This is a genomic window from Salipiger bermudensis (genome assembly GCF_017309175.1).
GTDB lineage: Bacteria > Pseudomonadota > Alphaproteobacteria > Rhodobacterales > Rhodobacteraceae > Salipiger > Salipiger bermudensis.
Map to the genome: position 1 here is coordinate 149,879 of NZ_JAEKJV010000010.1, position 25,010 is coordinate 174,888.

The window sequence follows — 25,010 nt, forward strand, 5'->3', positions numbered from 1 at the left end:
GCAGGCCAGAGAGGCGCCTGCTAGCGGCGCCAGAGGGGCGCGCGGCTGGCAAACAGGCCCTGCAGTTTCGACAGCATTCGGTTGGCGGGGCCGGGGCGGGGCAGGCGGCCGGTCTCGAGCCGATCGGCCACGACCTCGACCGGGCAGGGCAGGCCGGTCACCGGATCGCGGTAGCGCGGGTAGGCGATGAGCGTGGCATGGACCAGCGCCTCGAGCGTCGGGCGGGGGCCGGTGACCCGGCGGGCAGGCACCGGGCCGAGATCGCGGGTCAGGCCCCAGCCGGCGTAGAACGGCGCGCCAAGCGTGGTGACGCGCAGGCCGCGCAGCAGCGCCTCGAAGCCGCTGAGCGAGGTCAGGGTCCAGACCTCGTGGACCTCTGGTAGCAGCGCGCCCATGTCGGTGTTGCTCAGCGTCAGATCGGCCCACCGTTCGGGCGCCTCGACATGGCCGGGGCGCAGGCCGGCTTCCACGTCGGGATGCGCCTTCCAGAGGATCACCGCGTCCGGGTTCTCGGCACGGACGCGGGCGAGCAGATCGGCGTTGCGCTGAATCCCGGGGCTGCCGAGGCGGATCGAGGCGTCGTCCTCGACCTGTCCGGGGACGAGGATGCGATGGCCCTCGGGCAGCGGCGGCAGGGGTCCTGCGAGGTTGTACTTGGTAAGACCGCCGGCGGTGATGCGGGTGATGAGGCGGCGGGCGCGCTCGGTCTGGTCGGGGCGGGGCTGGGCGGTGTCGGCGATCAGGCGCTCGAGCCGCGAGGGGCGCGTGGGATCGTAGTAGAGGCCGAGATCGTCCGCCACCAGCGACAGCGGCGGGACCAGTTCGGCGCCAAGCCCGCGCGAGCGCAGGAAGCCGTCCTCGATGCGCACCGTGCCCGGATCGGCCTCGGCGGCGCCCCAGATCATCCGGGCGCGGCCCTCCTCGGCCCGCTGCCGGGCCTGCTCGGGGGAGGGTGCGAAGACCACGGGCCGCTCGCTGCCGAAGACCCCCTGCAGCGGTTTGCGTTTCCACAGGCGCATGTTCTCGGCGACCCAGCCGCGACGGTCCTCGCGCCATGCCCTCGCGCGGCTCTCGAGCGTGGCGAGCACGTCCTCGATCTCGCAGAGCCGGTCGCGATAGGGATCGTACCAGGTGGGGTAGAGGATCATCGCGGCGGCGAAGAGCTGCGCGCGGGTCAGCCGGCGCTGGCGGCGGGGCAGGGGCGTTTCTTCTTCGGTCAGGCCCCAGCCGGCGTAGAAGGGCTGCCCGAAGACCCGCGGCCGGTGGCCCGCGAGGATCGCCTCGAAGCCCATCTGCGAGGACACGGTGTAGACCGCGATGGCACCCTCCAGCAGCGCCTGCGGCGAGGCGGGCGCGGTGAACAGCGTGACGCGACCGGTGGCATCCCCGGCGCGGTAATGCCCGGCGCGAAACCCTTCGCGGGTCTCCGGATGGGTCCGGATCACGATGCGCTGGCCCGGATGCTCGTCCTGCGCCCAGTAGAGCATCTCGAGAAAGCGGTTGCGGTCGGCACCCGAGGCCCGCACCGACGCGTCGCCCTCGGTCTGGTCGATGACCAGCACGTAGCCCGGCTCGGGCACCGGATCGGCGGGATCGACGGCGCTGTACTTGGTGAGATGCGCGTCCTGCATCCGCGCCATCGCGCCCCGCGCCCGTTCCAGCAGGGCATGGTCGTCGAGCGGATGGGTGGCGAGCAGCGTCTCGAGATCCGAAACGGTCGAAGGGTCGAAATGGACGCCCGAGCGATCGAGAAGCAGGCCCAGCGGCGGCTCGCCGCTGCGGCCCGGGTGCAGCGAACGCAGGAAGGCGTCCTCAACGCGCAGGAGCGGCACGCCATGCTTCGTTGCCATGCTCTCGCCGCGATGGGCATAGGGCGACTGGCCCCACACGCCGACCATGTCGCGCGCGCCGGGCCGGCCCAGCGAGACCCGGTAGCCGGCGAGCGAGAGGATGCGGCGCAGCCGGGGCTGGCGCAGAAAACCGGCATTGTAGACATAAAGACGCCGGGGATCTGCATCCCCGGCGCCTTGTTGACCATCGTCGGTCTGGTTCAGGATCAGCCCCCCGATCCCTGCACCAGCGTCGCGGTGGTCGCGAGCGTGTTGACCGCGCCGAAGGAGCCGAGCAGCGACGAGATCGTCTTGCTCCACTGGGCGAAGGGCGCTTCGGTCACGTAGAGCGTGTCCTGGTCGCGGACCACGAAGTCGCGCGCCATGAACATGCCGTTGGGTTGCGTCAGGTCGAGCACGTAGACCATGCGCTGCGCGCCGATCAGGTCGGAGCGGCCGAGCACCTGGTTGGCGACCTCGGGCGGCTCGTTGCGCATCACGAAAACACCGGTCGGGTCTGCAGTGGTCGACAGCAGCCCGCCGACCTGCGCGATCGCCTCGAGCGCCGAAAGCGTCTGGCTCTCGAACGGCACGCGCGCCTGCGTGCCGGTGGCGCCGAGCGCGGTGAAGGAGCGGGTGTCGGCCTCGACGAGGATCTTGTCGCCGCCGCGTAGCGCGATGTCGAAACGCGGGTTCTTGTAGAGGTCCTGGAACCAGATCCGCTCGGTCTGCTGGCCGCGGATCACCGAGATCTGGGTGATCTCGGGCTCGAGGGTGATGCCGCCGGCGCGGGCGAGCATGGCCGAGAGCGTGCGGGTCGGGCGCTCGATGGCGTAGACGCCCTGACCGCCGACCGCGCCCACGAGGCTCACGGTCGAGCCGTCGCCGGCAAGGCGGCGGACCTCGACCTGCGGGTCCGGGGTCTGTTCGGCGAGGCGCTCTGTGATGATCCGACGCACCGCCTCGGGCGAATTGCCGGCGGCGCGGATGCGGCCCGCGTAGGGCACGAAGATGAAGCCCGAGCCGTCGACCTGCACCTCTTCCAATGTGGTGGCGTTGGCGGTCTCGGCGACCAGCAGGCCGTCATCGACGTTTTCCCAGACCGTCAGCCCCAGCGTGTCGCCGGGCTGGATGGTGTCGGAGCCCACCACCGAGGCGTTCTGGAAGCCTTCGGTGAAGCCCAGGGCGGGCACCACGGCGGTGGCGCGGCTCACGCGGTCGTTCACGGTGACGATGAAGGCATCGCCCTCGCGCATCACCGAGCCGGAGTAGATTTCGCTTTTGGTGGGGCCAGACCGCGGCAACGTGCAGGAGGCCAGGATGGACATCGCGGCAAGCACCGCGACGGTCTTGACCCATCGTGTGGTGGTAAAAGTCACTGCTCGGTCTCCTCGACCTGTTCTTATCTGCCTCAGGTTTTTTCGCTAACCTATCGGAATCCGGCCTCAAAAGCCAGTCTGACGGTATCGCGGCGTCAGCGCACCACGCGCAACTGTTGCCGAGGGGCCGCGGTGCCGTGACGCAGGGCATCGTAGGGATCGTCGGGAGAGAGCATCATGTCGACCACCAGCCGCAGCAGCTGGCGGCGTCCGCGTGCAGAGTAGAACCCGCCGGGAACTTGACTGGTTTCAAGCAGATAGCGCCGGTAATCGCGATAGGCGCGATTGTCCGGCCGGGCCGGCTGGGCGAAGAATTCCGCCAGCGGCTGGTCGGAAACGAACGCGGGCTTGGCATAGACCGCCTGACCGAAGACCTTGAGCGGAATCCCCCGCCAGAGGACCTGCTGGCCGGCGGTGGAGTTCACCGTGACGGCGGTCCGGGCGTCGTTCAGAAGCTGCGCGAGCTTGCCGCCGCGCACGAAATGCACCCGGTCGGCGATGCCCAGCCGCGTCGCGGCGGCGCGGATGGTGCGCCGCACCGGCGCGCGGCCATCCTCAAGCGGGTGCGCCTTGAAAACGAGGTGGTGATGTCCCGCCGCGCCCTCGGCGAAGCCCTCGAGCACCAGTTCGAGAAACTCGGTCATCGAGGTGAAGGGCGAGTGCTGGCGGAAGCTCGCGTCGTGCTCGAGCTGCATCAGGACGAGGTGGTAGGGAAAGCCGCCACGGCGGATGCGCAGCGTCTCGAGCAGGCGCTCGGCCCGGTGCAGCGGCATCAGCAGGAGTCGCTTGAGGTAGAGCCGGAATTCCTGCGCCACGTTGAGGTCGCGATGCGGGCGGAAGTTGCGGTAGTCACGGTTCCGGAACATCACGAACCAGTGGTAGAGCGCGCCATAGAAGATGTGCTGGCGCATGTCGCCCCAGTGGCCGGGCGGCAGCGGCGCTTCCATGTCCGATTGCGCCAGCGCGGTGCGCATCTCCTCGATGCCCATGTCCATCAGCCGTGAATGGCCGTTCGAGCCGCCGCGCTCGTAGCTCACCCAGTAGGGCCGCATGTAGCCTTCCTCGAAGACATGCACGGTCAGGCCGCGGGCGCGGGCATGAGCAATGGCCTCGGCGTGGATGCGGCGGGTGTCGCCGTAGAGCACGAGGTCGGTGACGCGCTTTTCCGAGAGCAGCGCTTCGAGCCGGGCCGGCCAGTCCTCGGGGCTGCCGTCGAAGGGGAGGTAGCTTTGCGGGTGGAACCAGAAGGCGCGGTCGCCGGCATTGAACCCCACCCGCCAGACCTCGGCCCCGGCGCGGCGCAGCATGGCGCCCAGCCGGTGGAAGAAGGGCCCGTGCGGCCCCTGCAGGAAGAGGAACACCCGGGCGGGAACGGTTGCCTTGCTCATGTCGCCCCGCTAATGGTTTGCCTGATATTGCAATCCATACCGGGGTTTCCCGGCGAAAATAAGGCCCGCGTTGGGCGGGCCGGGAGAGGGCGGATGTTCACCGGCATCGTGACGGATATGGGCGAGGTGCGCAGCCTCGAGCAGGCGGGCGACCTGACGGCGCGGATCGGCACCGGCTACGACACTTCGGGCATCGAGATCGGCGCCTCGATCGCCTGCGACGGGGTCTGCCTGACGGTGATCGACCTCGGGCCAGACTGGTTCGACGTGCAGATCAGCGCCGAGACCGTGTCGAAGACCAATCTCGACGCCTGGACCGAGGGCCGCCGCATCAATCTCGAGCGCGCGCTCAAGGTTGGCGATGAGCTTGGCGGCCACATCGTGTCGGGCCATGTGGACGGGCTGGCCGAGGTGGTGGCGATGCGCGACGAGGGCGACAGCACCCGCGTCACCCTGCGCGCCCCCGAGGCCCTTGCGAGGTTCATCGCCCCCAAGGGCTCGGTGGCGCTGAACGGCACCTCGCTGACGGTGAACGAGGTCGATGGCTGCGAATTCGGCATCAACTTCATCCCGCACACCAAGGAAGTCACCACCTGGGGTGGGGTTGAGGTCGGCGACCGGATCAATCTCGAGATCGACACCCTGGCCCGCTACGTCGCGCGCCTTGCCGAGATGAGCTGACCGCCCCCGCGAAGCTGGGCGCAGGCGTGCCGCCGTGCCACTGCGCCCCGTCTTCTCTGGTTCAAAAATACCTCGGGGGAGTCCGCCTTTGGCGGACGGGGGCAGCGCCCCCTTCTTTCCTCGACTGTCCCGCTTTGCGGACCCGGGGCAGCGCCCTCGGATAGACCCTCACCGCTCACTCCGCGGGCTGGAACCCGACGATCAGTTGCCGCAAGCCCAGGGCCGCGCCGGCAAAGATCGCGGCCATGGTCACCGGTGCCGAGAAGGCCAGCACCGAGAAGGCCGAGAGCCCCTGGCCGATGGTGCAGCCCATGGCGATCACCGCGCCGCCGCCCATCAGCGCCGCGCCAAGGATCTGGCGGCGCAGCTCGCGCGGGTCTTCGCAGGCTTCCCAGCGGAAATGGCCCTTGATCAGCGAGCCGAGGAAGGCGCCGGCCCAGACGCCGGCGACCGAACCCACCGCGAAGGAGAGCGGCCGCACCGAGCCGGTCATCCACCACAGGATGCTGTCGCCGAGCGGTGCCGCGAAGCTGTGCGAGACGACGGGCAGCCCCTCGAAGCCGGTGCGTGCCACCCAGGCGGTGCCGGCCCAGGCCAGCACCACGCCAAGGCCGACCATCGCCGCCCAGAAGATCTGCTTCGGCTTGGCCCAAAGCCCGCGCGAGGCCAGCGAACCTGCCAGCAGCACGATCCCCAGCACCATGCCGATCGGCTCGGCAGGCACGTTGGTGAACCGGCCGAGCTGGTGTGCGATGCCCGGTGGCGTGGCGCTCATCACCTCCTGTTGCGGAAACAGCGCGGCGCGCAGCGGCGCCAGCGGCCCGGCGAGCACCACGTAGGTCGACACGCCCATCACCAGCACGATGACGAAGCTGCGCAGGTCGCCGCCGCCAAGGCGGGCCACCGCGCCGTAGCCGCAATTGCCGGCCAGCGCCATGCCGTAGCCGAAGGCGAGCCCGCCGAAGATCGAGGCCATCGGCATCCACCGGATCGAGAGGTAGTAGCTGTCAGAGGGGGCGAAGAACCCGGCGCTCATAAGACCGAAGCTGCCGAGGATGGCGATGCCGATGGCGATGCCCCACATCCGCATCCGCAGGTCCGACCCGCCATAGAGCAGGTCCTCGATCGCGCCGAGGGTGCAGAACCGCCCGAGCCGTGCCGCGAGTCCCAGCAGCACGCCGCTGCCCAGCCCGATCAGCGCGACCAGATGGTGTTCGCTCAACACCTCGAACATGCCGATTCCTCCCTCCCGGCGGCTCCGATGCCGTGACTGGAGAGTATGCGGTCGCGAAGAGATAGACTCAAGCGAAAGCTTGAATGTGTTCGTCAGGCAGGGGGGCGGCTCAGCCGCGCTGGCTCAGCTCTCGTCGCCGCAGAACAGCTCGTACACCGTCTCGAGCATGCGCTTGGGGCGGTCGTCGGCGAGGCGGTAGTAGATCGCCTTGCCCTCGCGGCGCGGCACGACCAACCCCTCGAGGCGAAGGCGCGAGAGCTGCTGCGACACAGCCGCCTGCCGGGCGGCGAGCAGCTCTTCGAGCTCGGTCACGGATTTCTCGCCGGTGACGAGATGGCACAGGATCATCAGCCGACCCTCGTGGCTGATCGCCTTGAGAAAGGCCGAGGCGGCGGCCGCCTTGTCGGCGATCTGGTCGAGCTCATCGTCGCTCAGGTCGTCCTTGATCACCGGAAGTGCCATATTCATCACCCACCCTCCAGAACCTGCGCGGGCGTCTCCACTGCCGCGTCCGGATCGAATGCCGTGTGTTGCTCAAGCAGTTGCGAGAGCACGGGCCAGAAAAAATCTTCGCCCGGATAACCTTCTAGCCGGGCGAGTTCGTCACCGTCTTCTATCAGAATGAATGTCGGTGTGAACAAGACTTTACGCTGATACGAAACGCCCTCTGGCGGGCCCGCGCGCAGGTCTGCCCGCAAAAGCGGCGCAAAGCGGCCCTCGGCGGTCTTGCCATAGGCCGGGGCAATCTGCTCGTCCCACGCCCGGCAATAGGCGCAGCCGGGCTGTTCGACCATGACCAGCCTGATTTCCGCCGCCGCGGGGAGCGCAATACACAGCACGGCCAAGGCCGCCGAGGCGAGAGTTTTCACAAAGGTCATGGCGCACCGGATTGACGAATGTCGTAACGTTCAACATAATATGAATATGTGAATTGTTCAAGCCAGCGAGGGGAGGCGTCTTGCTTGATATCTCGTTCGCAGGCGCCGCACTGGCGGGCCTGCTCAGTTTCTTCACACCGTGCATCCTGCCGATGGTGCCGTTCTACCTCTGCTACATGGCGGGCATTTCCATGGCCGAGCTGCGCGATGACTCGGGCATCGAGGCCGGGGCGCAGCGCCGTCTGGTGCTCTCGGCAGTGGTCTTCGCCGCCGGCGTCACCACGATCTTCGTGCTGCTGGGCATGGGGGCGACCGCGGTGGGGCAGGCCTTTGCCGACTGGAAGCAGCCGCTCTCTTATGCCGCCGCCGCCGTGCTGCTGGTCTTCGGGCTGCACTTCCTCGGCGTGATCCGGGTGCCGCTCCTGCATCGCGAGGCGCGGATGGAAAGCAAGGCCGAGCCCACAAGCGTGCTTGGGGCCTATGTCATGGGGCTCGCCTTCGGCTTTGGCTGGACGCCCTGCGTCGGCCCGGCGCTGGCCTCGATCCTGATGATCGCCAGCGGCATGGGCGACATCGTCCGCGGCGGGCTGCTGCTTCTGGTCTACGGCATCGGCATGACCGCGCCCTTCGTGATCGCGGCGCTGTTCTCGGGGCCGTTCCTGCGCTGGAGCGCACGGCACCGGGGCAAGCTGCAATATGTCGAGAAGGCGATGGGCGTGATGCTGATCCTGTTCGCGATCCTGATCGCCACCGACAGCGTGAACGTCATCGCGCAATGGATGATCGACACGTTCCCGGGCTGGACATCGCTGAGTTGAGGTCACGCCGGGCCCGCGAGGCGCCCGTTTTGAGGAGGAGGAGACGATGAAAGCATGGATAGGCGCCGCATTCGCGGCGGCACTGGCACTGCCCGTCTGGGCCGAGGTCGCGCCGATGGGCGATGACGGGCTCTACAAGGAGCCGTGGATGCGCGACACCTTCAAGGATCTGCGAGAGGATCTGGCCGAGGCCAATGACGAGGGCAGGCGGCTGGTGCTCTTCGTCGAGCAGCGCGGCTGCATCTACTGCCACAAGATGCACGAGGAGGTGTTTTCGCTTCCGGACGTGGCCGCCTTCATCGAGGAGAATTTCTTCGTGGTGCAGATCAACCTGCACGGCGACACCGAGATCACCGATTTCGACGGGGAATCGCTCTCCGAGAAGGACGCGGCGCGGAAGTGGCGGGTTCTGTTCACGCCGAACATCGTCTTCCTGCCGGAAGAGGTGGCCGAGGACAGCACAGCGATCGAGGCGGCGGTGGCGGTGATGCCCGGCGCCTTCGCCAAGGGCACGACGCTGGATATGTTCACCTGGGTCGCCGAAAAGCGCTACGAGCTTGATAACGGTGAGGACTTTCAACGCTATCACGCGCGCCGCATCCAGGAGCGCGACAACGGCAAGTTCGACTAGAGCGGGAATGCTGCGTTTGCGTAATCATCGTAAAATTCATGTCTGTGAATTTGTTGTTGCGTAAGGCCCGCGCGGTAGACTACGGTATTCACAGCTACGGAGGAGACAGCCCGCGGGACGGGCTGCTGGAGCCAAGGGAGGGAACATGAAACTTACTGCACTGACGCTCGCGGGCGTGTTTGTCGCGGGTGCGGCACTCGCGAACGGCGTGGCCCCCGACGAGGTCACCTATGGCGAATACGGCGCGGTCGAGGCCTCGCTCAGCGGCGCCGAGGGCAATGCCGACAAGGGGCGCGAGATCTTCTCGACCAAGTCGATGGGCAACTGCGTCTCGTGCCACGCCGTCTCGGCGCTGCCCGACGTGCCCTTCCAGGGCGAGGTCGGCCCGATGCTCGACGGTGTCGGCGGTTACCGCTCCGCCGAAGAGCTGCGTGGCATCGTGGCCAACGCCAAGATGACCTTCGAGGGCACGGTGATGCCGGCCTTCTACAAGACCAGCGGGTTCATCCGCCCGGGCAACGGATACACCGGAAAGGCGGCCGAAGGGCCGATCGACCCGATCCTGTCGGCCCAGGATGTCGAGGACGTGGTCGCGTTCCTCATGACCTTGCAAGACTGACGCACGCGACCGGAAATTTGTTCAGGAGAAACGGAACCATGGAATTCACACGTCGTGAAACCCTTGCCGTGGGCGGGGCCGCCGCGCTGGTCGCCATGCTGCCGAAGGGAGCCTATGCCGCCACCACCGAGGAGTGGATCGCGGAATTCACCGGCGGCGCCGATATGGCCGATGCGGGCATCGACCTGACCGCGCCGGAGATCGCCGAGAACGGCAACACCGTGCCGATCGAGGTCAGCGCCGAGGGCGCCTCCGAGATCCTCGTGCTGGCGACCGGCAACCCGACCCCGGGCGTGGCCACCTTCAAGTTCGGCCCCCTTGCCGCCTCGCAATACGCCTCGACCCGCATCCGGCTCGCCGGCACGCAGGACGTGGTGGCGATCGCCAAGCTGGCCGACGGCTCGTTCGCCAAGGCGTCGAAGACCGTCAAAGTGACCATCGGCGGCTGCGGCGGCTGATCGGCTTAACATAGGAGACAGAACACATGGCAGACGGCGTCAAACCCCGCGTCAAGGTCCCGAAATCCGCGTCCGCCGGTGAGGCGATCACGCTCAAGACCCTCATCAGCCACCCGATGGAATCCGGCCAGCGCAAGGACGGCGATGGCAACGTGATCCCGCGCTCGATCATCAACCGCTTCACCTGCGAGTTCAACGGCGAGAGCGTGATCGACGTGACCATGGAGCCGGCGATCTCGACGAACCCGTATTTCGAATTCGAGGCCACCGTGCCCGAAGCCGGCGAGTTCAAGTTCACCTGGTACGACGACGACGGCTCCGTCTACGAGGAGACCAAGGCGATCGCGATCGGCTGATCAAGAACAAGACCCTGTCCCGCAGAGGTGCGGGGCGGGGCTTTTCAGGGAGGGAACCTAAATGATTTTCAGGACGATGACGGCGGCCGCCGCCATGCTGGCCCTGACCGCCCCGATGCTTGCAGCGGGCGGTGCCGATGATGATACGCTCATCATCAACGAAGACCTCGAGATCACCACCAAGGCCGCCGCGGCGCCGCATCTCGACGGTCACCTCGACGAGGTGATCTCGGGCTGGCATTTCCGCGACGACGACACCCAGGCCATGGAGATGGACGATTTCGACAACCCGGGCATGATCTTCGTCGACCAGGGGATCGACCAGTGGAACGCCGTCGAGGGCTCTGAGGAGAAGTCCTGCGCGTCGTGCCACGGCGATCCCGAGGAGATGGCGGGCGTCAAGGCGGTCTATCCGAAATGGAACGAAGAGGCCGGTGAGGTGCGCACGCTGCAGATGCAGATGAACGACTGCCGCGAAAATCGCATGGGCGCCGAGCCGTGGAAATACGACGCGGGCGCCGCGATCAACATGGAGGCGCTTCTGGCCTCGGTGTCGCGCGGCATGCCGGTCAACGTTGCCATCGACGGCCCCGCCGCCGAGGCCTGGGAGATGGGCAAGGAGATGTATTACACGCGGTACGGTCTGCTCGAGCTGTCCTGCGCCTCCTGCCACGAGCAGAATTACGGCAACTACATCCGGGCCGATCACCTGTCGCAGGGCCAGATCAACGGCTTCCCGACCTACCGCCTGAAGAACGCCAAGCTCAACGGCGCGCATGGCCGTTTCAAGGGCTGCATCCGCGACACCCGCGCCGAGACCTTCTCGCCGGGCTCGCCGGAGTTCGTGGCGCTCGAGCTCTATGTCGCCTCGCGCGGCAATGGCCTCGACGTCGAGGGCCCCTCGGTCCGCAACTGATCCTTTGCCCCGTGCGTGAGAACGCGCGGGGTTTCCCGTTTTCAATCAATTCACACATGCGAATGTGTGCTGAGAGCCAGACGAAAGATCCCTCCCATGATCTCAAGACGCGATTTCCTTCAGGTCTCGATGGCGGCCTCGGCGCTCTATGGTGCCAGCGGCGTCGGCAACTGGGCGCGGCTCGCTGCGCAGCAGAGCCTGACGCAGGACCAGCTTCTCCAGTTCGACACGTTCGGGAACGTCTCGCTGATCCACGTCACCGACATCCACGCCCAGCTCAAGCCGATCTATTTCCGCGAGCCGGAAGTGAATATCGGCGTCGGCCCGAACAAGGGCGAGGTGCCGCACGTGACCGGCGCCGACTTCCGCAAGCTCTACGGCATCGATGACGGCTCGCCGTCGCATTACGCGCTGACCTACAACGACTTTTCCTCGCTCGCGAAGGGCTATGGCAAGGTCGGTGGCATGGACCGCGTGGCGACCGTGATCAACGCCATCCGCGCCGACCGCCCCGACGCCATCCTGCTTGACGGCGGCGACACCTGGCACGGCTCGATGACCTGCCACAAGACCGCCGGCCAGGACATGGTCAACGTGATGAACGCGCTCAAGCCCGACGCCATGACCTTCCACTGGGAGTTCACGCTGGGCTCCGAGCGGGTGCAGGAGATCGTCGAGGGCCTGCCGTTTGCCGCGCTGGGCCAGAACATCTTCGACGCCGAGTGGGACGAGCCCGCCGAGCTCTTCAAGCCCTACCAGTTCTTCGAGCGCGGCGGCGTGAAGGTCGCGGTGATCGGTCAGGCCTTCCCCTACATGCCGATCGCCAACCCGCGTTGGATGTTCCCGGAATACAGCTTCGGCATCCGTGACGAGCACATGCAGGAGATGGTCGACGAGGTGCGCGGCATGGGAGCCGAGCTGGTCGTCTGCCTGAGCCACAACGGCTTCGACGTCGACAAGAAGATGGCCGGGATCGTCAACGGCATCGACGTGATCCTGTCGGGCCACACCCATGACGCGCTGCCCGAGCCGGTTCTGGTGGGCGAGACGATCATCGTGGCCTCCGGCTCCAACGGCAAGTTCGTCTCCCGCGTCGATCTCGACGTGCGCGACGGCCGCATGATGGGTTTCCGTCACAAGCTGATTCCGATCTTCTCGGACGTGATTACCCCAGATGCCGAGGTCGCGAAGCTCATCGACGAGCAGCGCGCGCCCTACAAGGCCGAGCTCGAAGAGGTCATCGGCCAGACCGATGAGCTGCTCTATCGCCGCGGCAATTTCAACGGCTCGTGGGACGACCTGATCTGCGATGCGCTGATGTCCGAGCGCCAGGCCGACATCGCCATGTCGCCCGGTGTGCGCTGGGGTCCGAGCCTGATCCCCGGCGATCCGATCACCCGCGAGGACATCTGGAACGTCACCTCGATGAGCTACGGCGAGGCCTATCGCTCGGAGATGACCGGCGAGTTCATCAAGGTGATCCTCGAGGACGTGGCCGACAACATCTTCAACCCCGATCCCTATTACCAGCAGGGCGGGGACATGGTCCGCATCGGTGGCATGGGCTACCGCATCGACATCACCAAGCCGCAGGGCGAGCGCATCTCCGACATGACGCTGCTCAAGACGGGCGAGGCCATCGATCCGTCGAAGACCTACATGGTCGCCGGCTGGGCGAGCGTCAACGAAGGCACCGAGGGACCGCAGATCTGGGACGTGGTGGAAAGCCACATCCGCAAGCTGGGCACCGTCACCCTGGAGCCCAACAACAGTGTCGAGGTGGTGGGCGCCTGAGCCCGCCGCGCAGCAACAGGAGAGCCAACATGGCGACAGAGAAGAAAGCCGCCTCCGCCTCGCGCCGTCAGTTCCTGACCGGTGCCGCGGCCGTGGGCGCGGGCACAGTCGCGGCCGGCGTGGCGCGCGCCGCCGAGCCCGATCCGCTGATCACCGAGGTGCAGGACTGGGCCAGCGGCTTCGGCGACGGCGTCGATGCCACCCCGTACGGCCTGCCGATCAAGTTCGAGGATGACGTGGTCCGCCGCAACGTGGAATGGCTGACCGCGGACACGATCTCGTCGATCAACTTCACCCCGATTCATGCGCTCGACGGCACCATCACGCCGGCGGGCTGCGCCTTCGAGCGGCACCATTCCGGCGCCATCGAGCTCAGCAAGAGCGACTACCGGCTGATGATCAACGGCGATGTCGAAACGCCGATGGTGTTCAGCTATGCCGATCTCGAGCGCTTCCCGCGCGAGAACCACGTGTACTTCCTCGAATGTGCCGCCAATACCGGCATGGAGTGGGCCGGGGCGCAACTCAACGGCGCGCAGTTCACCCATGGCATGATCCACAACATGGAATACTCGGGCATCCCCGTCCGCACCCTGCTGGCCGAGGCCGGCTGGTCGGGCGAGGTCGAGGGCAAGTGGCTCTATGTCGAGGGCGCCGATGCCTCCTCGAACGGGCGCTCGATCCCGCTCGAGAAGGCGCTGGATGATTGCCTGATCGCGATCAAGGCCAATGGCGAGGCGCTGCGCAAGGAGCACGGCTATCCCGCGCGCCTCGTGGTGCCGGGCTGGGAAGGCAACATGTGGGTCAAGTGGGTGCGCCGCATGGAGATCATGGACGGCCCCGTCGAGAGCCGCGAGGAAACCTCCAAGTACACCGACACGCTGGCCGACGGCACCTCGCGCAAGTGGACCTGGGTGATGGACGCCAAGTCCGTTGTCACCTCGCCGAGCCCGCAAATGCCGATCACCCACGGCCACGGCCCGGTGGTGATCACCGGCATGGCCTGGTCGGGTCACGGCAAGATCACCCGCGTCGATGTCTCCAAGGATGGCGGCAAGACCTGGGAGACCGCGCGTCTCGCGGCGGATCCCGCCAACAAGGCACTGACCCGCTTCTACCTCGACACCGAGTGGAACGGCGAGGAGTGGTTCCTGCAAAGCCGCGCCATGGACGAGACCGGCTACGTCCAGCCGACCAAGGCCCAGCTGCGCGATGTGCGCGGCCTGAACTCGATCTATCACAACAACTGCATCCAGACCTGGTGGGTGAAATCCAACGGAGAGGCGGAAAATGTCGAAGTCTCTTAAGCTCTACGCCGGCACCGCGATCGGCATCCTCGGGACGTTGACACTGGCGGTGAACTTCGCCGACCGTTTCGTTGCCGATTTCCCCGAGAACCCGCGCACCATGGCGGCGCTGCCGGCACCCGAGCCGGTGGCCGAGGCGCCCTCCGGCGTGCTCGTCGGCGCGGCCACTGCGGCCACAACCGATGGCGGCGGCACCTTCGGCCTTGGCCGCGAGGCGCTGCCTGAGGAGGTCGCGGCCTGGGATCTCGACGTGAGCCCCGATGGAACCGGCCTGCCGGCAGGATCGGGCGATGTCTGGACCGGCGAGACGGTGTTCGAGGAGAACTGCGCGGTCTGCCACGGCTCCTTCGCCGAAGGCGTCGACAACTGGCCCAAGCTCGCCGGTGGCGACGGCACGCTGGCGGATGAGGATCCGCTGAAGACGGTGGGCAGCTACTGGCCCTATCTCTCGACCGTGTGGGATTACGTGCACCGCTCGATGCCCTTCGGCAACGCGCAGTCGCTGACGCCGGACGAGGTCTACGCGATCACCGCCTACATCCTCTATTCCAACGATCTCGTGGATGACGATTTCGAGCTCAGCGACGCCAATTTCGCCGAGTTCGAGATGCCCAATGCCGAGGGCTTCATCGTCGATGACCGGGCCGAGACGGAATACAGCCTCTGGCGCACCGAGCCCTGCATGGAAAACTGCAAGGAGAGCGTCGAGATCACAATGCGCGCCACCGTCCTCGACGTGACGCCGGAAGCGGAGGGCGCCGAGGCGGCCGACGCGGCCGAGGCATCGACAGGCGAGCAGGAGGCCGAGGTCGAAGAGGTCGCCGCCGTTGCCGAGGAGGCTGCGCCCGCAGCCGAGGAAGCGCCTGCCCAAGAGGCACCGGTCGAGACCGCCGTGATCGACGAGGCCCTCGCCGCGGATGGAGAGAAGGTGTTCCGCAAGTGCAAGGCCTGCCACCAGGTCGGCGAGGGGGCGAAGAACCGCACCGGGCCGCAGCTCAATGCCGTGGTCGGCCGCGAGATCGGCGGGCTCGACGGCTTCAAGTATTCCGGCACGCTGGCCGAGATGGGCGGGGTCTGGGATGCCGAGGCTCTGCACGGCTTCCTGGCCGACCCGCGCGGCTATGCCAAGGGCACCAAGATGGCCTTTGCCGGGCTGAAGAAGGACGAGGATATCGACGCCGTCGTCGAGTATCTCAAGACCTTCGAGTGATCCCGCGGCGCCGGGTCCCGGCGCCGTCCCTCCCGCATCCTCCCTTGGATGCCAGACGCTTGGCCCGGCGCGATCCCTCGCGCCGGGCCTTTCATTGTTGGCGTGAGCCTGCCGGCATGATGCCAGATGCCACGCATTGTCGGAAAAGGTCCGGTATTCCGCCGTTGGCCCGGGCGGGGCTTTGGATCAGGATGTATCCGGGGCGAGCGCCCCGGTCCGACCGGTTTTATGGGGCGGATCCGAACGTCATTGGTCCCGCGTCTGTCGGCGCGGCAAATCGGAGCATTCCACCGTGAGCTTTCGTTCCAGCATCTTGTTGCTTGCCGGGCTGATTGCCCTCGCCGCTGCATTCGCGCCCCTCGGAAAATCGAAATCCGCGCCCGATCCCTTGCCGCGCGCCGTGGCCTTGCGGCTCTGACCGGCGACGTCCGCGCACCCGTTAACCGGGCTTTTCCTCCAGCCGTGGTAACGGCCTCCCCATGGCGAAGAAGAGATCCCAATGCGACCCTGACGGGCGGCTAGCCAGCGCCGTCCGCTCTGCGCGTCTGGCCTGCCTTGCGGCGCTGCTGCTTCAGGGCTGCGCGACACCGCCGCACCGGCTGCCGATCGCAGAGACGTCCGAGCGCAGCGCGCTGGCGCTATCCATCATGCAGCTCTCGCCCTCCGTCGAGACCGCTGAGGCGGGGCGCCTGTCTGATCTGGCGTTCGGCCTGTCGACCCGCACGGCGCGTGAGGTCGAGGGGGTCGACCCTCCGGTGAAGCTGACCCGAGACCTGCATTTCGGGTTCAAGACCAGCAGCTTCTGCCACGCCTGGGCCGACCGGTTCTTCCGCGCCCTGCGGGCAGAACCGTTCGACAGCCTTGAGCTGCACGCGGTTATGTCGCCGACACGCACACTTCATCCGATCGAGCATTCGGCGGTGATCGTCACGGCCCGGGGCCGGCCGCTGGCGGGCGGGCTCTTGCTCGATCCATGCCGGTACGAAGGCCGGCTCTACTGGCGGGATGTGGGTGATGACCGGGCCTTCGATTGGCAGCCACGCGACGCGGTTCTCTGGGAAAAGCGCTTCGGACGCCGGCCTTGGTATGCTCAAAACCCGCTCGATGCGTTGATCCAGACGGCGCGGCCGCCGTGATCAAGAGATCATGATGGCCGACGGCTTGACCTTTGCGGCCACAACGGCGCGTTGTGGCGCTGAGCCTCCGGCGCGCATCGCGGCCGGACGACCGCAGCACAGCCAAGGCGAGCCCATGCCCCACGATCACCACCATCATCACCACCATATCGACCCGAACGCCGGTGACGGCAGGCTGATCGGGGCCATCGCGGTCAACATGGCGCTGACCGTGGCGCAGGTGCTGGGGGGGATCTTTTCGGGCAGCCTCGCGATGATCGCCGACGCGCTGCACAACTTCTCGGATGCGATCTCGCTGGTCATCGCCGCCGTGGCCCGCCGCATCGCCCGCCGCCCCGCGACCGAGCAGATGCCCTTCGGCTTCGCCCGTGCCGAGGTGGTGGCGGCGCTGGTCAACTACACCAGCCTGATCATCATCGGGCTCTACCTCGTGATGGAGGCGGTGCTGCGCTTCCTGTCGCCCGAGCCGGTGCAGGGCTGGCTGGTGGTGATCATCGCCGGGGTGGCGCTGGTGGTCGACCTGGTGACCGCGCTGCTGACCTACACCATGTCGAAGGACAGCGTGAACATCCGCGCCGCCTTCCTGCACAACGTGGCCGATGCGCTGGGTTCGCTCGCGGTGATCTTTGCCGGCACGCTGATCATCCTCTTTGGCTGGACCTGGATCGATCCGGCCGTGACCCTGCTGATCGCCGGCTACATCCTGTGGATGGCCTTCGGAGAGATCGGCGGCGTGATCCGCATCCTGATGCTCGGCAGCCCGCCCGAGCTGGCCCCCGGAGAGGTGCTCGACGAGGCGCGCCGGGTCGAGGGGGTGGATGGGTTGCACAAGGCGCACCTGTGGCAGATCGACGAACATCGGGCGGCGCTGCAGGCGCATCTGGTGGTCCGCGAGGGCGCCTGGGGGCAGGCCGACACCATCAAGGCCTCGGTCAAGCAGCGCATGAAGGACCGCTTCGGCATCACCCATGTCGTGCTCGAGCTCGAATGCGCCCGCCATGCCTGCGCGACGCCGCAGGATTGGGGCGGGGCATGAGCGCTGCCCCCGCGACCTCCGGGCCATTTGAACCGCAGGCCCTTGCGGCCCCCCAAGCCCGATACTAAGAATCTGGTAAGACACACGAGATAGGCACACGGAAGAAAGCAGGCAGGCGGATATGAAAGACCCTTTTGAGACATACATGAACACGCTCGTCCCGATGGTGGTCGAGCAGACCAGCCGCGGCGAACGCGCCTACGACATCTTCTCGCGCCTGCTGAAGGAGCGGATCATCTTCGTCTCCGGCCCGGTGCATGACGGCATGTCGAGCCTGATCGTCGCGCAGCTGCTGCACCTCGAGGCGGAAAACCCCTCGAAAGAGATCTCGATGTACATCAACAGCCCCGGCGGCGTTGTGACGAGTGGTCTGTCGATCTACGACACCATGCAGTACATTCGTCCCAAGGTCTCGACCCTGGTGATCGGCCAGGCGGCCTCGATGGGCTCGCTGCTGCTGACCGCGGGCGAGGCGGGCATGCGTTTCTCGCTGCCCAACAGCCGCATCATGGTCCACCAGCCCTCGGGCGGCTACCAGGGCCAGGCCACCGACATCATGATTCACGCCGAGGAGACGCTGAAGCTGAAGCGCCGCCTCAATGAAATCTACGTGAGGCATACCGGCCAGACGCTGGAGAATGTCGAGGCCGCTCTCGAGCGTGACAACTTCATGGCGCCCGAGGATGCCAAGGAATGGGGCCTCATCGACGAGATCGTCGAAAGCCGCGGCGCGGCGGAAGAGGCCAAATCCTAATCGCTTGCCCCGCCGCCACGGTGCGGCGGGGCATTTTTCAGATTGTAGAGCGCTGGGCACTGGCCTAGACTTTGCAGAATTGGCGAAAAAGATGGGCCTTCGGCTGGCACATGGCGCAGCCGAAACGATGAAATGGCCCTGAAAGGTGCGATATGGCGACGAATTCCGGCGGCGACAGCAAGAACACCCTCTACTGCAGTTTCTGCGGCAAGAGTCAGCACGAAGTGCGCAAGCTGATCGCGGGTCCGACCGTCTTCATCTGCGACGAATGCGTCGAGCTCTGCATGGACATCATCCGCGAAGAGACCAAGGGCGCCGGCCTGAAGTCCTCCGAGGGGGTGCCGTCCCCGCGCGAGATCTGCGACGTTCTGGATGATTACGTGATCGGTCAGGCGATGGCCAAGCGTGTGCTCTCGGTCGCGGTGCACAACCACTACAAGCGCCTCAACCACAGCCAGAAGAGCTCGGATATCGAGCTGGCGAAGTCGAACATCCTGCTGATCGGCCCGACCGGCTGCGGCAAGACGTTGCTGGCACAGACGCTGGCGCGCATCCTCGACGTGCCGTTCACCATGGCGGACGCCACCACGCTGACCGAGGCCGGATACGTGGGTGAAGATGTCGAGAATATCATTCTCAAGCTGCTGCAGTCGAGCGAGTACAATGTCGAGCGCGCGCAGCGTGGCATCGTCTATATCGACGAGGTCGACAAGATCACCCGCAAGTCCGAGAATCCGTCGATCACCCGTGACGTGTCGGGCGAGGGCGTGCAGCAGGCGCTGCTCAAGCTGATGGAAGGCACCGTGGCCTCGGTGCCGCCGCAGGGCGGCCGCAAGCATCCGCAGCAGGAATTCCTGCAGGTGGACACCACCAACATCCTGTTCATCTGCGGCGGCGCCTTCGCCGGTCTCGACCGGATCATCGCGCAGCGCGGCAAGGGCTCGGCCATGGGCTTTGGCGCCGATGTGCGCGACCCGGAAGAGCGCGGCACCGGCGAGGTGTTCAAGGATCTCGAGCCCGAGGATCTGCTGAAGTTCGGCCTGATCCCGGAATTCGTCGGCCGTCTGCCGGTGATCGCGACGCTCGAGGATCTCGACGAGGACGCGCTGGTCACAATCCTGACCGCGCCGAAGAACGCCCTGGTCAAACAGTACCAGCGCCTGTTCGAGATGGAGGACACCCAGCTGACCTTCACCGACGACGCGCTCTCGGCGATTGCCAAGAAAGCGATCGAACGCAAGACCGGCGCGCGGGGCCTGCGCTCGATCCTCGAGGGCATCCTGCTCGACACCATGTTCGAACTGCCGGGCATGGACGAGGTCACCGAGGTGGTGGTCAACGACGAGGCGGTCAATTCCGACGCCAAGCCGCTGATGATCTACGCGGACCAGAAAAAAGAAGGCACCTCGGCGAGCTGAGGTCGATAACGTTAGGCACGTCTGGGCGGGGTTTTTCCCCGCCCTTTTCTTTGGAGTGAGAGATGACGATCAAGCGGATCCATACGGGCAGCCCGTTCGAGGAAAAGATCGGCTATTGCCGCGCCGTGGTGGCGGGCGGCTTCGTGCATGTCGCCGGCACGGTGGGGCAGGGCGACACGGTCACCGAACAGTGCCGCTCGGCGCTCGAGGTGATCGGCAAGGCTCTGGCCGAGGCCGGGTCGAGCTTTGCCGATGCGGTCCGGGTGACCTACTATCTCCCCGACGCGGCGGAGTTCGAGCCCTGCTGGCCGATCCTGTCCGAGACCTTCGGAGACAACCCGCCGGTCGCCACGATGATCGAATGCAACCTGATCGACCCGAAATACCGCATCGAGATCGAGCTCACCACGCTCGCGCCCTGATCGGGCCGGCGGGGTCCGGCGCCTGTGCGCTGGACCTCGCCCCCAAGCATCGCATATACGGAACAGGAAGATACCGAGGAGTCGTCCATGGGCATTCTGAACAAGCTCCTGAAGCTGGTCACCTGGTGGAACGGTGCGACACTGAACACCCTCTGGTGGAGCAGCCGCCACGGCACCCGCGTCGGTGAGGATGAACAGGGCAACACCTTCTACCAGACCAAGGATGGCAAGCGTCGCTGGGTGATCTACAACGGCGAGGTCGAGGCCAGCCGAGTGAGCCCCGACTGGCATGGCTGGCTGCACCACACCTTTGCCGAGCCGCCGACCGATCGCCCGCTCTCCCACAAGAGCTGGGAAAAGCCGCATATCGAGAACCTGACCGGCACGGCTATGGCCTATGCGCCACAGGGCTCGATCCGCCAGCCCGAGCCGGCCAACCGCCGCGATTACGAGGCGTGGAGCCCGGAATAAGCCCATGACCACCTCCACCACAGAGGTGCTGGTCGGCGGGGCTGTCCTCGCCGCCGCGATCGCCTTTGGCGCCTATGCCGTCAATACCACGGGCTTTGAGCTGCACGAGACCGGCTACCCGCTCAGCGCCAGTTTCCGCTCGCTGGAAGGCGTGACCGTCGGCAGCGACGTGCGCCTCGCAGGGGTCAAGGTGGGGACGGTTACGGAGATCTCGCTCAATCCCGAGACCTTCCGTGCCGACATGGGGATGACTCTGCAGGATGACATCCTGATCCCCGATGACAGCGCGATCCTGATCTCGTCCGAGGGGCTGCTCGGCGGCAATTTCGTCGAGATCAGCCCGGGCGGCTCGCCCTTCTACTACGAAGACGGGGACGAGATCCTCGATACGCAGGGCTCGGTCAGCCTGATCTCGCTCTTGCTCAAATATGTCGCCGGGGGAGGCGAGGAATGATCCGCAAACTGTGTCTCGGTCTCGCCCTGCTTGCCGCACCGCTGCAGGCGCAGGAGGCCACCAATACCGGCACCGGCGCGGTGCTGCGCGGCTTGGACAAGCTCACCGGTCGGGCATACGACATCGAGATGCGCGCCGGAGAGACGGCCCAGTTCGCCCGCACCGAGATCTCGCTACAGGAATGCCGCTACCCCGAGGGCGACCCGGCGGGCGATGCCTTTGCCTTCCTCACCGTACGCGAGGCCGGCAATGCCGAGCCGGTGTTCCGTGGCTGGATGATCGCCTCGTCTCCGGCCCTCAATGCGATGGATCACCAGCGCTACGACGTCTGGGTATTGCGCTGCACCACATCCTGACCGCTATGCGCGAGCGGTGTGCCGGCAAGATCCGGGGTCACAGGGAGCGCCTCGCGCAGTTGGGCGCGGTAATTGGCGCGGGTGATCTCGAGCCCGCCCAGGGTGGCCAGGTGCTCGGTCAGAAACTGGGTGTCGAACAGCGTGAACCCGGCCCGCCGCAGCAGGTCGATCAGCCAGCATAGAGCGATTTTCGATCCGTCGCGGCGCCGCGAGAACATCGACTCGCCGCAGAACGCCCCGCCGATCTCGAGCCCGTAGACCCCGCCGGCCAGCTCTCCCTCCATCCAGACCTCGAGCGAATGCGCCAGCCCGCGCTGGTGCAGCGTGACGAAGAGGGCGCGGATTTCGTGGTTGATCCAGGTCTCGCGGCGGTCGGCGCAAGCGTCGATGACGCCCTCGAAATCCGCATCCAGAGTGACCGTGTAATCATCGCGCCGGAGGCGCCGGGCAAGGCTGCGCGAGATGTGCAGCCCGTCCATCGGCAGGATGCCTCGCCGGCGCGGATCGACCCAGAACAGCTCCGGGTCGTCGCGGTGCTCGGCCATCGGGAAGATGCCCGAGCGATAGGCCTGAACCAGGAGCTCCGGGGTGATCTCGCTCATCCCCGGGGCCCCGTCGCACGCAGCGGGCGGTATCCGCCGCGCGCCATCCTCATGCCGCCGAGAACGGATCCTTGGCGAGCCACTTCTCCAGCCAGTGGATGTTGTAGTCGCCGGTCAGGACGTCGTCTTCCTGCAGCAGGGCGTGGAAGAGCGGGATGGTGGTGTCGACGCCGTCGACGATCAGCTCGCCAAGTGCCCGGTTGAGCCGCGACAGCGCCTCGTTGCGGTCGCGCCCGTGCACGATCAGCTTGCCGATCAGGCTGTCGTAATAGGGCGGGATCGAATAGCCCTGATAAAGCGCCGAATCCATCCGCACGCCAAGCCCGCCCGGTGCGTGGTACTGGGTGATCTTGCCGGGGCAGGGCGAAAAGTTCGGCACCTTCTCGGCGTTGATCCGGACCTCGATGGCGTGGCCGTTGATGACCAGGTCATCCTGCCCGAAGGAGAGCGTGTAGCCCTCTGCCACGCGGATCTGCTCGCGCACCAGATCGACGCCGAAGATCGCCTCGGTCACCGGGTGCTCCACCTGCAGGCGGGTGTTCATCTCGATGAAGTAGAACTCGCCATCCTCGTAGAGGAATTCGATGGTGCCGGCGCCCGAGTATTTCAGATCGCCCACCGCCTTGGCGCAGACAGCGCCGATGCGGGCGCGCTCTTCCTCGGTGATGCAGGGGCCGGGGGCCTCCTCGAAGACCTTCTGATGGCGGCGCTGCAGCGAGCAGTCGCGCTCACCCAGATGCACAGCGTTGCCCTTGCCGTCGCCGAAGACCTGGATCTCGATGTGGCGCGGGCGCTGCAGGTACTTCTCGATATAGACTTCGTCATTACCGAAGGCGGCCTTGCCCTCGGCCCGCGCGGTCTGGAAGGCGCGCTCCATCTCGGCCTCGGAATTGGCGACCTTCATGCCGCGCCCGCCGCCGCCGGCGGTGGCCTTGATGATCACCGGGTAGCCAAAGTCGCGGCCGATCTGCTTGGCGGCCTCGACATCGGGAACGCCACCCTCGGAGCCGGGAACACAGGGCACGCCGAGCTCCTTCATGGTGTCCTTGGCGGTGATCTTGTCACCCATCACGCGGATGTGTTGCGCCGAGGGGCCGATGAAGGTCAGGCCGTGATCCTCGACCATCTGCACGAAGCGCGCGTTCTCGGACATGAAACCGTAGCCCGGGTGGATGGCCTGGGCGCCGGTGATCTCGCAGGCCGAGATGATCGCGGCCGGGTTGAGGTAGCTGTCGGTGGAGGAGGCAGGGCCGATGCAGATGCTCTCGTCGGCCATGCGCACATGCATCGCGTCGGCGTCGGCGGTGGAGTGCACGGCGACGCTTGCGATGCCCATCTCGCGGCAGGCGCGGATGACGCGCAGCGCGATTTCGCCACGGTTGGCGATCAGGATCTTGTCGAACATGGGGCCTCCTTACTCGAGGATGACCAGAGGAGCGCCGAATTCCACGGGGGCGCCATCCTCGACGAGGATGCGCTTGACGGTGCCCGCACGCGGGGCCGGGATGTGGTTCATGGTCTTCATCGCCTCGACGATGACCAGCGTGTCGCCTTCACTGACCTGCTGGCCGACCGAGATGAAGGAGGGCGCGCCGGGCTCGGGCTGCATGTAGACCGTGCCGACCATCGGCGAGGCCACGGCGCCGGGATGCGCAGCCGGATCTTCCGGGGCGGCCTCGGCGGCGGGGGCCGCGGGGGCTGCGGCTGCGGCCGGAGCCGGGGCGGCTGCGGGGGCGCTGACGGCGATCGGAGCGGCCTGCGGCAGGGCGCGGCTCACGCGGACGTTCAGGCTGTCGTCGTCGCCATATTCGCGCTTGACCTGGAGCTCGGTCAGATCGTTCTCGCGGAGCAGTTCCGCCAACGCCTTGATGAAGGCCACGTCGGCTTCGTGGGTGTCTTTGCTCATGCAATCCTCGCCGGTGATTTCGCGGGCCTGTTTTCCGTCATGGCCCCTTGATCTGGCGCTTATAGGACAAGCTTCTTGCCATGAAAAGCGACCCCGTCGGTGAAAAGCCGCGGGTTTGCGCATTTTGAAGACCCTTCGGACACGCCTGCGAGCGCGCCTTGCCCTCTCGGGCCGCGGGGTGGTGGGGGCCGGAGGAACCGGTCCGCTGCGCGGGCCGACTCACCGTGATCCGCCTCAGGCGGCGGACGGGAACACAGGCTCCTGCCGGGAACGTCCCGGGCCGGTATAGGCCTGCGCCGCGCCGTCATCGGAGGCGGGTGTGGAGGCGGGTGCGCTCTCGGGCTCCGGCGCGTCCGGGGCAAGGCTGACCAGTTGTTCGGCCTGTTCCTGAAGCAATGCGGCGATCCTGATCTGCATGATCGAGGGCGGCGCTACGTGCTTCGCCGGGTCGGGCAACCCGGTGAGGCCGCGCCAGAAACTGCTCGGTGGCTCGCCGCCGGGATCAGGATCGGTGCCGGTCTGCGCTTGTTGCGCAATCGGTTGCACCTTCGTCTCGATGGCGGAGCTGGGTGGCGAGGCCGGAAGGCCCAGAGGATGACCGGTGGCCAGAGGTGCCACCGCAGAGGAAACACCTGTCATCTGCATGGATCGTCTCCATCAGGCTAAACGCCCCCACCGACCGAAGATAGCACAGTCACGACGATTTCGAAGCTGTTCCTGTAAACTTATCCCGATTTTCCAGTGTGTTGGTTAATGGCTCCTTGTGGTCGGCCGCGGGTGAACGAGAGAGGCGGCCGCCTGTGCGACCGCCTCGTTCGTTGCGAAAACCAGCGGATTACTTGTTTGCGCGGTTTTCGATGAGGTCGTCGACGACGGAGGGGTCGGCGAGTGTGGAGGTGTCGCCGAGGGCGCCGTAGTCGTTCTCGGCGATCTTGCGCAGGATGCGGCGCATGATCT

General features: G+C 66.5%; 28 protein-coding genes. 18 read left to right on the forward strand and 10 right to left on the reverse strand.

Annotation, left to right across the window (positions count from 1 at the left end):
* Nucleotides 1-20: 20 nt before the first annotated feature.
* The 3 genes from JF542_RS15080 to JF542_RS15090 form a co-directional block, all read right to left on the reverse strand.
* The gene (locus JF542_RS15080) at nucleotides 21-2,054 is read right to left on the reverse strand and encodes a capsular polysaccharide biosynthesis protein (protein ID WP_207076447.1); all 2,034 of its coding nucleotides are present in this window, start codon (nucleotides 2,052-2,054) and stop codon (nucleotides 21-23) included.
* 2 nt (nucleotides 2,055-2,056) lie between these two features.
* Complete coding sequence (locus tag JF542_RS15085; RefSeq protein WP_050768445.1) at nucleotides 2,057-3,157, reverse strand: polysaccharide biosynthesis/export family protein; 1,101 nt, start codon at nucleotides 3,155-3,157, stop codon at nucleotides 2,057-2,059.
* A gap of 146 nt (nucleotides 3,158-3,303) precedes the next feature.
* Entirely contained in the window at nucleotides 3,304-4,596 is a 1,293-nt protein-coding gene (locus JF542_RS15090) for a capsule biosynthesis protein (RefSeq protein ID WP_207076421.1), read from the reverse strand.
* A gap of 93 nt (nucleotides 4,597-4,689) precedes the next feature.
* Between JF542_RS15090 and JF542_RS15095 the strand changes: the two genes are divergently transcribed.
* On the forward strand, nucleotides 4,690-5,277 hold the full coding sequence (locus JF542_RS15095) for a riboflavin synthase (RefSeq protein ID WP_007797711.1): 588 nt from the start codon (nucleotides 4,690-4,692) through the stop codon (nucleotides 5,275-5,277).
* Nucleotides 5,278-5,452: 175 nt separating this feature from the next.
* On the opposite strand, the gene JF542_RS15100 is transcribed toward JF542_RS15095, so the two are convergent.
* From JF542_RS15100 to JF542_RS15110, 3 genes are all read right to left on the reverse strand, one after another.
* Nucleotides 5,453-6,511: a YeeE/YedE family protein gene (locus JF542_RS15100; protein WP_007797713.1), complete on the reverse strand. Its 1,059-nt coding sequence runs from the start codon at nucleotides 6,509-6,511 to the stop codon at nucleotides 5,453-5,455.
* Nucleotides 6,512-6,634: 123 nt separating this feature from the next.
* The gene (locus JF542_RS15105; RefSeq protein WP_007797716.1) at nucleotides 6,635-6,979 is read right to left on the reverse strand and encodes an ArsR/SmtB family transcription factor; all 345 of its coding nucleotides are present in this window, start codon (nucleotides 6,977-6,979) and stop codon (nucleotides 6,635-6,637) included.
* Nucleotides 6,979-7,389 (reverse strand): thioredoxin domain-containing protein, encoded by a 411-nt coding sequence (locus JF542_RS15110; protein ID WP_207076422.1) that lies wholly within the window; start codon nucleotides 7,387-7,389, stop codon nucleotides 6,979-6,981. Before JF542_RS15110 ends, JF542_RS15105 begins: the two co-directional genes overlap by 1 nt.
* An 80-nt stretch (nucleotides 7,390-7,469) precedes the next feature.
* On the opposite strand from JF542_RS15110, the gene JF542_RS15115 reads away from it, so the two are divergent.
* The 17 genes from JF542_RS15115 to JF542_RS15195 all read left to right on the forward strand — a co-directional run bounded on the left by JF542_RS15115 (nucleotide 7,470) and on the right by JF542_RS15195 (nucleotide 21,545).
* Nucleotides 7,470-8,207: a cytochrome c biogenesis CcdA family protein gene (locus JF542_RS15115; protein WP_207076423.1), complete on the forward strand. Its 738-nt coding sequence runs from the start codon at nucleotides 7,470-7,472 to the stop codon at nucleotides 8,205-8,207.
* A 46-nt stretch (nucleotides 8,208-8,253) separates the two neighbouring features.
* On the forward strand, nucleotides 8,254-8,838 hold the full coding sequence (locus tag JF542_RS15120; RefSeq protein ID WP_207076424.1) for a thioredoxin family protein: 585 nt from the start codon (nucleotides 8,254-8,256) through the stop codon (nucleotides 8,836-8,838).
* A gap of 145 nt (nucleotides 8,839-8,983) precedes the next feature.
* Complete coding sequence (soxX, locus tag JF542_RS15125; RefSeq protein ID WP_007797724.1) at nucleotides 8,984-9,457, forward strand: sulfur oxidation c-type cytochrome SoxX; 474 nt, start codon at nucleotides 8,984-8,986, stop codon at nucleotides 9,455-9,457.
* A gap of 38 nt (nucleotides 9,458-9,495) precedes the next feature.
* Complete coding sequence (soxY, locus tag JF542_RS15130; RefSeq protein WP_207076425.1) at nucleotides 9,496-9,915, forward strand: thiosulfate oxidation carrier protein SoxY; 420 nt, start codon at nucleotides 9,496-9,498, stop codon at nucleotides 9,913-9,915.
* A gap of 26 nt (nucleotides 9,916-9,941) precedes the next feature.
* Complete coding sequence (gene soxZ, locus JF542_RS15135; protein WP_007797729.1) at nucleotides 9,942-10,271, forward strand: thiosulfate oxidation carrier complex protein SoxZ; 330 nt, start codon at nucleotides 9,942-9,944, stop codon at nucleotides 10,269-10,271.
* Nucleotides 10,272-10,332: 61 nt separating this feature from the next.
* A complete protein-coding gene (gene soxA / locus JF542_RS15140; protein WP_207076426.1) occupies nucleotides 10,333-11,187 on the forward strand; it encodes a sulfur oxidation c-type cytochrome SoxA in 855 nt (284 codons plus the stop codon).
* Nucleotides 11,188-11,283: 96 nt separating this feature from the next.
* The gene (gene soxB / locus JF542_RS15145; RefSeq protein WP_207076427.1) at nucleotides 11,284-12,981 is read left to right on the forward strand and encodes a thiosulfohydrolase SoxB; all 1,698 of its coding nucleotides are present in this window, start codon (nucleotides 11,284-11,286) and stop codon (nucleotides 12,979-12,981) included.
* Between the two features lie 29 nt (nucleotides 12,982-13,010).
* A complete protein-coding gene (gene soxC, locus JF542_RS15150) occupies nucleotides 13,011-14,288 on the forward strand; it encodes a sulfite dehydrogenase (RefSeq protein WP_207076428.1) in 1,278 nt (425 codons plus the stop codon).
* The gene (locus JF542_RS15155; RefSeq protein WP_207076429.1) at nucleotides 14,272-15,498 is read left to right on the forward strand and encodes a c-type cytochrome; all 1,227 of its coding nucleotides are present in this window, start codon (nucleotides 14,272-14,274) and stop codon (nucleotides 15,496-15,498) included. The genes soxC and JF542_RS15155 overlap by 17 nt, the downstream gene beginning before the upstream one ends.
* A 479-nt stretch (nucleotides 15,499-15,977) precedes the next feature.
* Entirely contained in the window at nucleotides 15,978-16,634 is a 657-nt protein-coding gene (locus JF542_RS15160; protein WP_207076430.1) for a hypothetical protein, read from the forward strand.
* Between the two features lie 115 nt (nucleotides 16,635-16,749).
* Complete coding sequence (locus JF542_RS15165) at nucleotides 16,750-17,670, forward strand: cation diffusion facilitator family transporter (RefSeq protein ID WP_207076432.1); 921 nt, start codon at nucleotides 16,750-16,752, stop codon at nucleotides 17,668-17,670.
* 121 nt (nucleotides 17,671-17,791) lie between these two features.
* Nucleotides 17,792-18,424: an ATP-dependent Clp protease proteolytic subunit gene (locus JF542_RS15170; protein WP_007797752.1), complete on the forward strand. Its 633-nt coding sequence runs from the start codon at nucleotides 17,792-17,794 to the stop codon at nucleotides 18,422-18,424.
* Nucleotides 18,425-18,576: 152 nt separating this feature from the next.
* The gene (clpX, locus tag JF542_RS15175) at nucleotides 18,577-19,842 is read left to right on the forward strand and encodes an ATP-dependent Clp protease ATP-binding subunit ClpX (protein WP_007797753.1); all 1,266 of its coding nucleotides are present in this window, start codon (nucleotides 18,577-18,579) and stop codon (nucleotides 19,840-19,842) included.
* A 62-nt stretch (nucleotides 19,843-19,904) separates the two neighbouring features.
* Nucleotides 19,905-20,264, forward strand: a complete 360-nt coding sequence (locus JF542_RS15180) for a RidA family protein (RefSeq protein ID WP_207076433.1) — start codon at nucleotides 19,905-19,907, stop codon at nucleotides 20,262-20,264.
* Between the two features lie 87 nt (nucleotides 20,265-20,351).
* On the forward strand, nucleotides 20,352-20,735 hold the full coding sequence (locus JF542_RS15185) for an NADH:ubiquinone oxidoreductase subunit NDUFA12 (protein ID WP_207076435.1): 384 nt from the start codon (nucleotides 20,352-20,354) through the stop codon (nucleotides 20,733-20,735).
* A 4-nt stretch (nucleotides 20,736-20,739) separates the two neighbouring features.
* Nucleotides 20,740-21,189 (forward strand): outer membrane lipid asymmetry maintenance protein MlaD, encoded by a 450-nt coding sequence (gene mlaD / locus JF542_RS15190; RefSeq protein WP_007797758.1) that lies wholly within the window; start codon nucleotides 20,740-20,742, stop codon nucleotides 21,187-21,189.
* The gene (locus JF542_RS15195; protein ID WP_007797761.1) at nucleotides 21,186-21,545 is read left to right on the forward strand and encodes a DUF2155 domain-containing protein; all 360 of its coding nucleotides are present in this window, start codon (nucleotides 21,186-21,188) and stop codon (nucleotides 21,543-21,545) included. The genes mlaD and JF542_RS15195 overlap by 4 nt, the downstream gene beginning before the upstream one ends.
* Here JF542_RS15195 and aat read toward each other — a convergent pair.
* The 4 genes from aat to JF542_RS15215 form a co-directional block, all read right to left on the reverse strand.
* Nucleotides 21,509-22,147, reverse strand: a complete 639-nt coding sequence (gene aat, locus JF542_RS15200; RefSeq protein WP_207076436.1) for a leucyl/phenylalanyl-tRNA--protein transferase — start codon at nucleotides 22,145-22,147, stop codon at nucleotides 21,509-21,511. The genes JF542_RS15195 and aat overlap by 37 nt on opposite strands.
* Nucleotides 22,148-22,196: 49 nt before the next feature.
* Complete coding sequence (accC, locus tag JF542_RS15205) at nucleotides 22,197-23,552, reverse strand: acetyl-CoA carboxylase biotin carboxylase subunit (protein ID WP_007797769.1); 1,356 nt, start codon at nucleotides 23,550-23,552, stop codon at nucleotides 22,197-22,199.
* Nucleotides 23,553-23,561: 9 nt separating this feature from the next.
* Nucleotides 23,562-24,053, reverse strand: coding sequence for an acetyl-CoA carboxylase biotin carboxyl carrier protein (gene accB, locus JF542_RS15210; RefSeq protein ID WP_007797772.1), 492 nt, complete (start codon nucleotides 24,051-24,053; stop codon nucleotides 23,562-23,564).
* Between the two features lie 234 nt (nucleotides 24,054-24,287).
* Nucleotides 24,288-24,698, reverse strand: coding sequence for a hypothetical protein (locus tag JF542_RS15215; RefSeq protein ID WP_207076437.1), 411 nt, complete (start codon nucleotides 24,696-24,698; stop codon nucleotides 24,288-24,290).
* Nucleotides 24,699-25,010: the final 312 nt, after the last annotated feature.

Excerpts from the sequence above, each read along its gene's own strand:
- soxA (WP_207076426.1), top strand. The coding sequence starts at position 10,333 with ATGATTTTCAGGACGATGACGGCGGCCGCCGCCATGCTGGCCCTGACC.
- JF542_RS15090 (WP_207076421.1), bottom strand. The coding sequence starts at position 4,596 with ATGAGCAAGGCAACCGTTCCCGCCCGGGTGTTCCTCTTCCTGCAGGGG.
- soxB (WP_207076427.1), top strand. The coding sequence starts at position 11,284 with ATGATCTCAAGACGCGATTTCCTTCAGGTCTCGATGGCGGCCTCGGCG.
- JF542_RS15180 (WP_207076433.1), top strand. The coding sequence starts at position 19,905 with ATGACGATCAAGCGGATCCATACGGGCAGCCCGTTCGAGGAAAAGATC.
- JF542_RS15100 (WP_007797713.1), bottom strand. The coding sequence starts at position 6,511 with ATGTTCGAGGTGTTGAGCGAACACCATCTGGTCGCGCTGATCGGGCTG.
- accB (WP_007797772.1), bottom strand. The coding sequence starts at position 24,053 with ATGAGCAAAGACACCCACGAAGCCGACGTGGCCTTCATCAAGGCGTTG.
- JF542_RS15095 (WP_007797711.1), top strand. The coding sequence starts at position 4,690 with ATGTTCACCGGCATCGTGACGGATATGGGCGAGGTGCGCAGCCTCGAG.
- soxZ (WP_007797729.1), top strand. The coding sequence starts at position 9,942 with ATGGCAGACGGCGTCAAACCCCGCGTCAAGGTCCCGAAATCCGCGTCC.
- JF542_RS15160 (WP_207076430.1), top strand. The coding sequence starts at position 15,978 with ATGGCGAAGAAGAGATCCCAATGCGACCCTGACGGGCGGCTAGCCAGC.
- accC (WP_007797769.1), bottom strand. The coding sequence starts at position 23,552 with ATGTTCGACAAGATCCTGATCGCCAACCGTGGCGAAATCGCGCTGCGC.
- JF542_RS15105 (WP_007797716.1), bottom strand. The coding sequence starts at position 6,979 with ATGAATATGGCACTTCCGGTGATCAAGGACGACCTGAGCGACGATGAG.
- JF542_RS15165 (WP_207076432.1), top strand. The coding sequence starts at position 16,750 with ATGCCCCACGATCACCACCATCATCACCACCATATCGACCCGAACGCC.
- soxY (WP_207076425.1), top strand. The coding sequence starts at position 9,496 with ATGGAATTCACACGTCGTGAAACCCTTGCCGTGGGCGGGGCCGCCGCG.
- soxX (WP_007797724.1), top strand. The coding sequence starts at position 8,984 with ATGAAACTTACTGCACTGACGCTCGCGGGCGTGTTTGTCGCGGGTGCG.
- JF542_RS15195 (WP_007797761.1), top strand. The coding sequence starts at position 21,186 with ATGATCCGCAAACTGTGTCTCGGTCTCGCCCTGCTTGCCGCACCGCTG.
- aat (WP_207076436.1), bottom strand. The coding sequence starts at position 22,147 with ATGAGCGAGATCACCCCGGAGCTCCTGGTTCAGGCCTATCGCTCGGGC.
- mlaD (WP_007797758.1), top strand. The coding sequence starts at position 20,740 with ATGACCACCTCCACCACAGAGGTGCTGGTCGGCGGGGCTGTCCTCGCC.
- JF542_RS15185 (WP_207076435.1), top strand. The coding sequence starts at position 20,352 with ATGGGCATTCTGAACAAGCTCCTGAAGCTGGTCACCTGGTGGAACGGT.
- JF542_RS15120 (WP_207076424.1), top strand. The coding sequence starts at position 8,254 with ATGAAAGCATGGATAGGCGCCGCATTCGCGGCGGCACTGGCACTGCCC.
- JF542_RS15110 (WP_207076422.1), bottom strand. The coding sequence starts at position 7,389 with ATGACCTTTGTGAAAACTCTCGCCTCGGCGGCCTTGGCCGTGCTGTGT.
- JF542_RS15215 (WP_207076437.1), bottom strand. The coding sequence starts at position 24,698 with ATGCAGATGACAGGTGTTTCCTCTGCGGTGGCACCTCTGGCCACCGGT.
- JF542_RS15170 (WP_007797752.1), top strand. The coding sequence starts at position 17,792 with ATGAAAGACCCTTTTGAGACATACATGAACACGCTCGTCCCGATGGTG.
- JF542_RS15085 (WP_050768445.1), bottom strand. The coding sequence starts at position 3,157 with ATGTCCATCCTGGCCTCCTGCACGTTGCCGCGGTCTGGCCCCACCAAA.
- soxC (WP_207076428.1), top strand. The coding sequence starts at position 13,011 with ATGGCGACAGAGAAGAAAGCCGCCTCCGCCTCGCGCCGTCAGTTCCTG.
- clpX (WP_007797753.1), top strand. The coding sequence starts at position 18,577 with ATGGCGACGAATTCCGGCGGCGACAGCAAGAACACCCTCTACTGCAGT.
- JF542_RS15155 (WP_207076429.1), top strand. The coding sequence starts at position 14,272 with ATGTCGAAGTCTCTTAAGCTCTACGCCGGCACCGCGATCGGCATCCTC.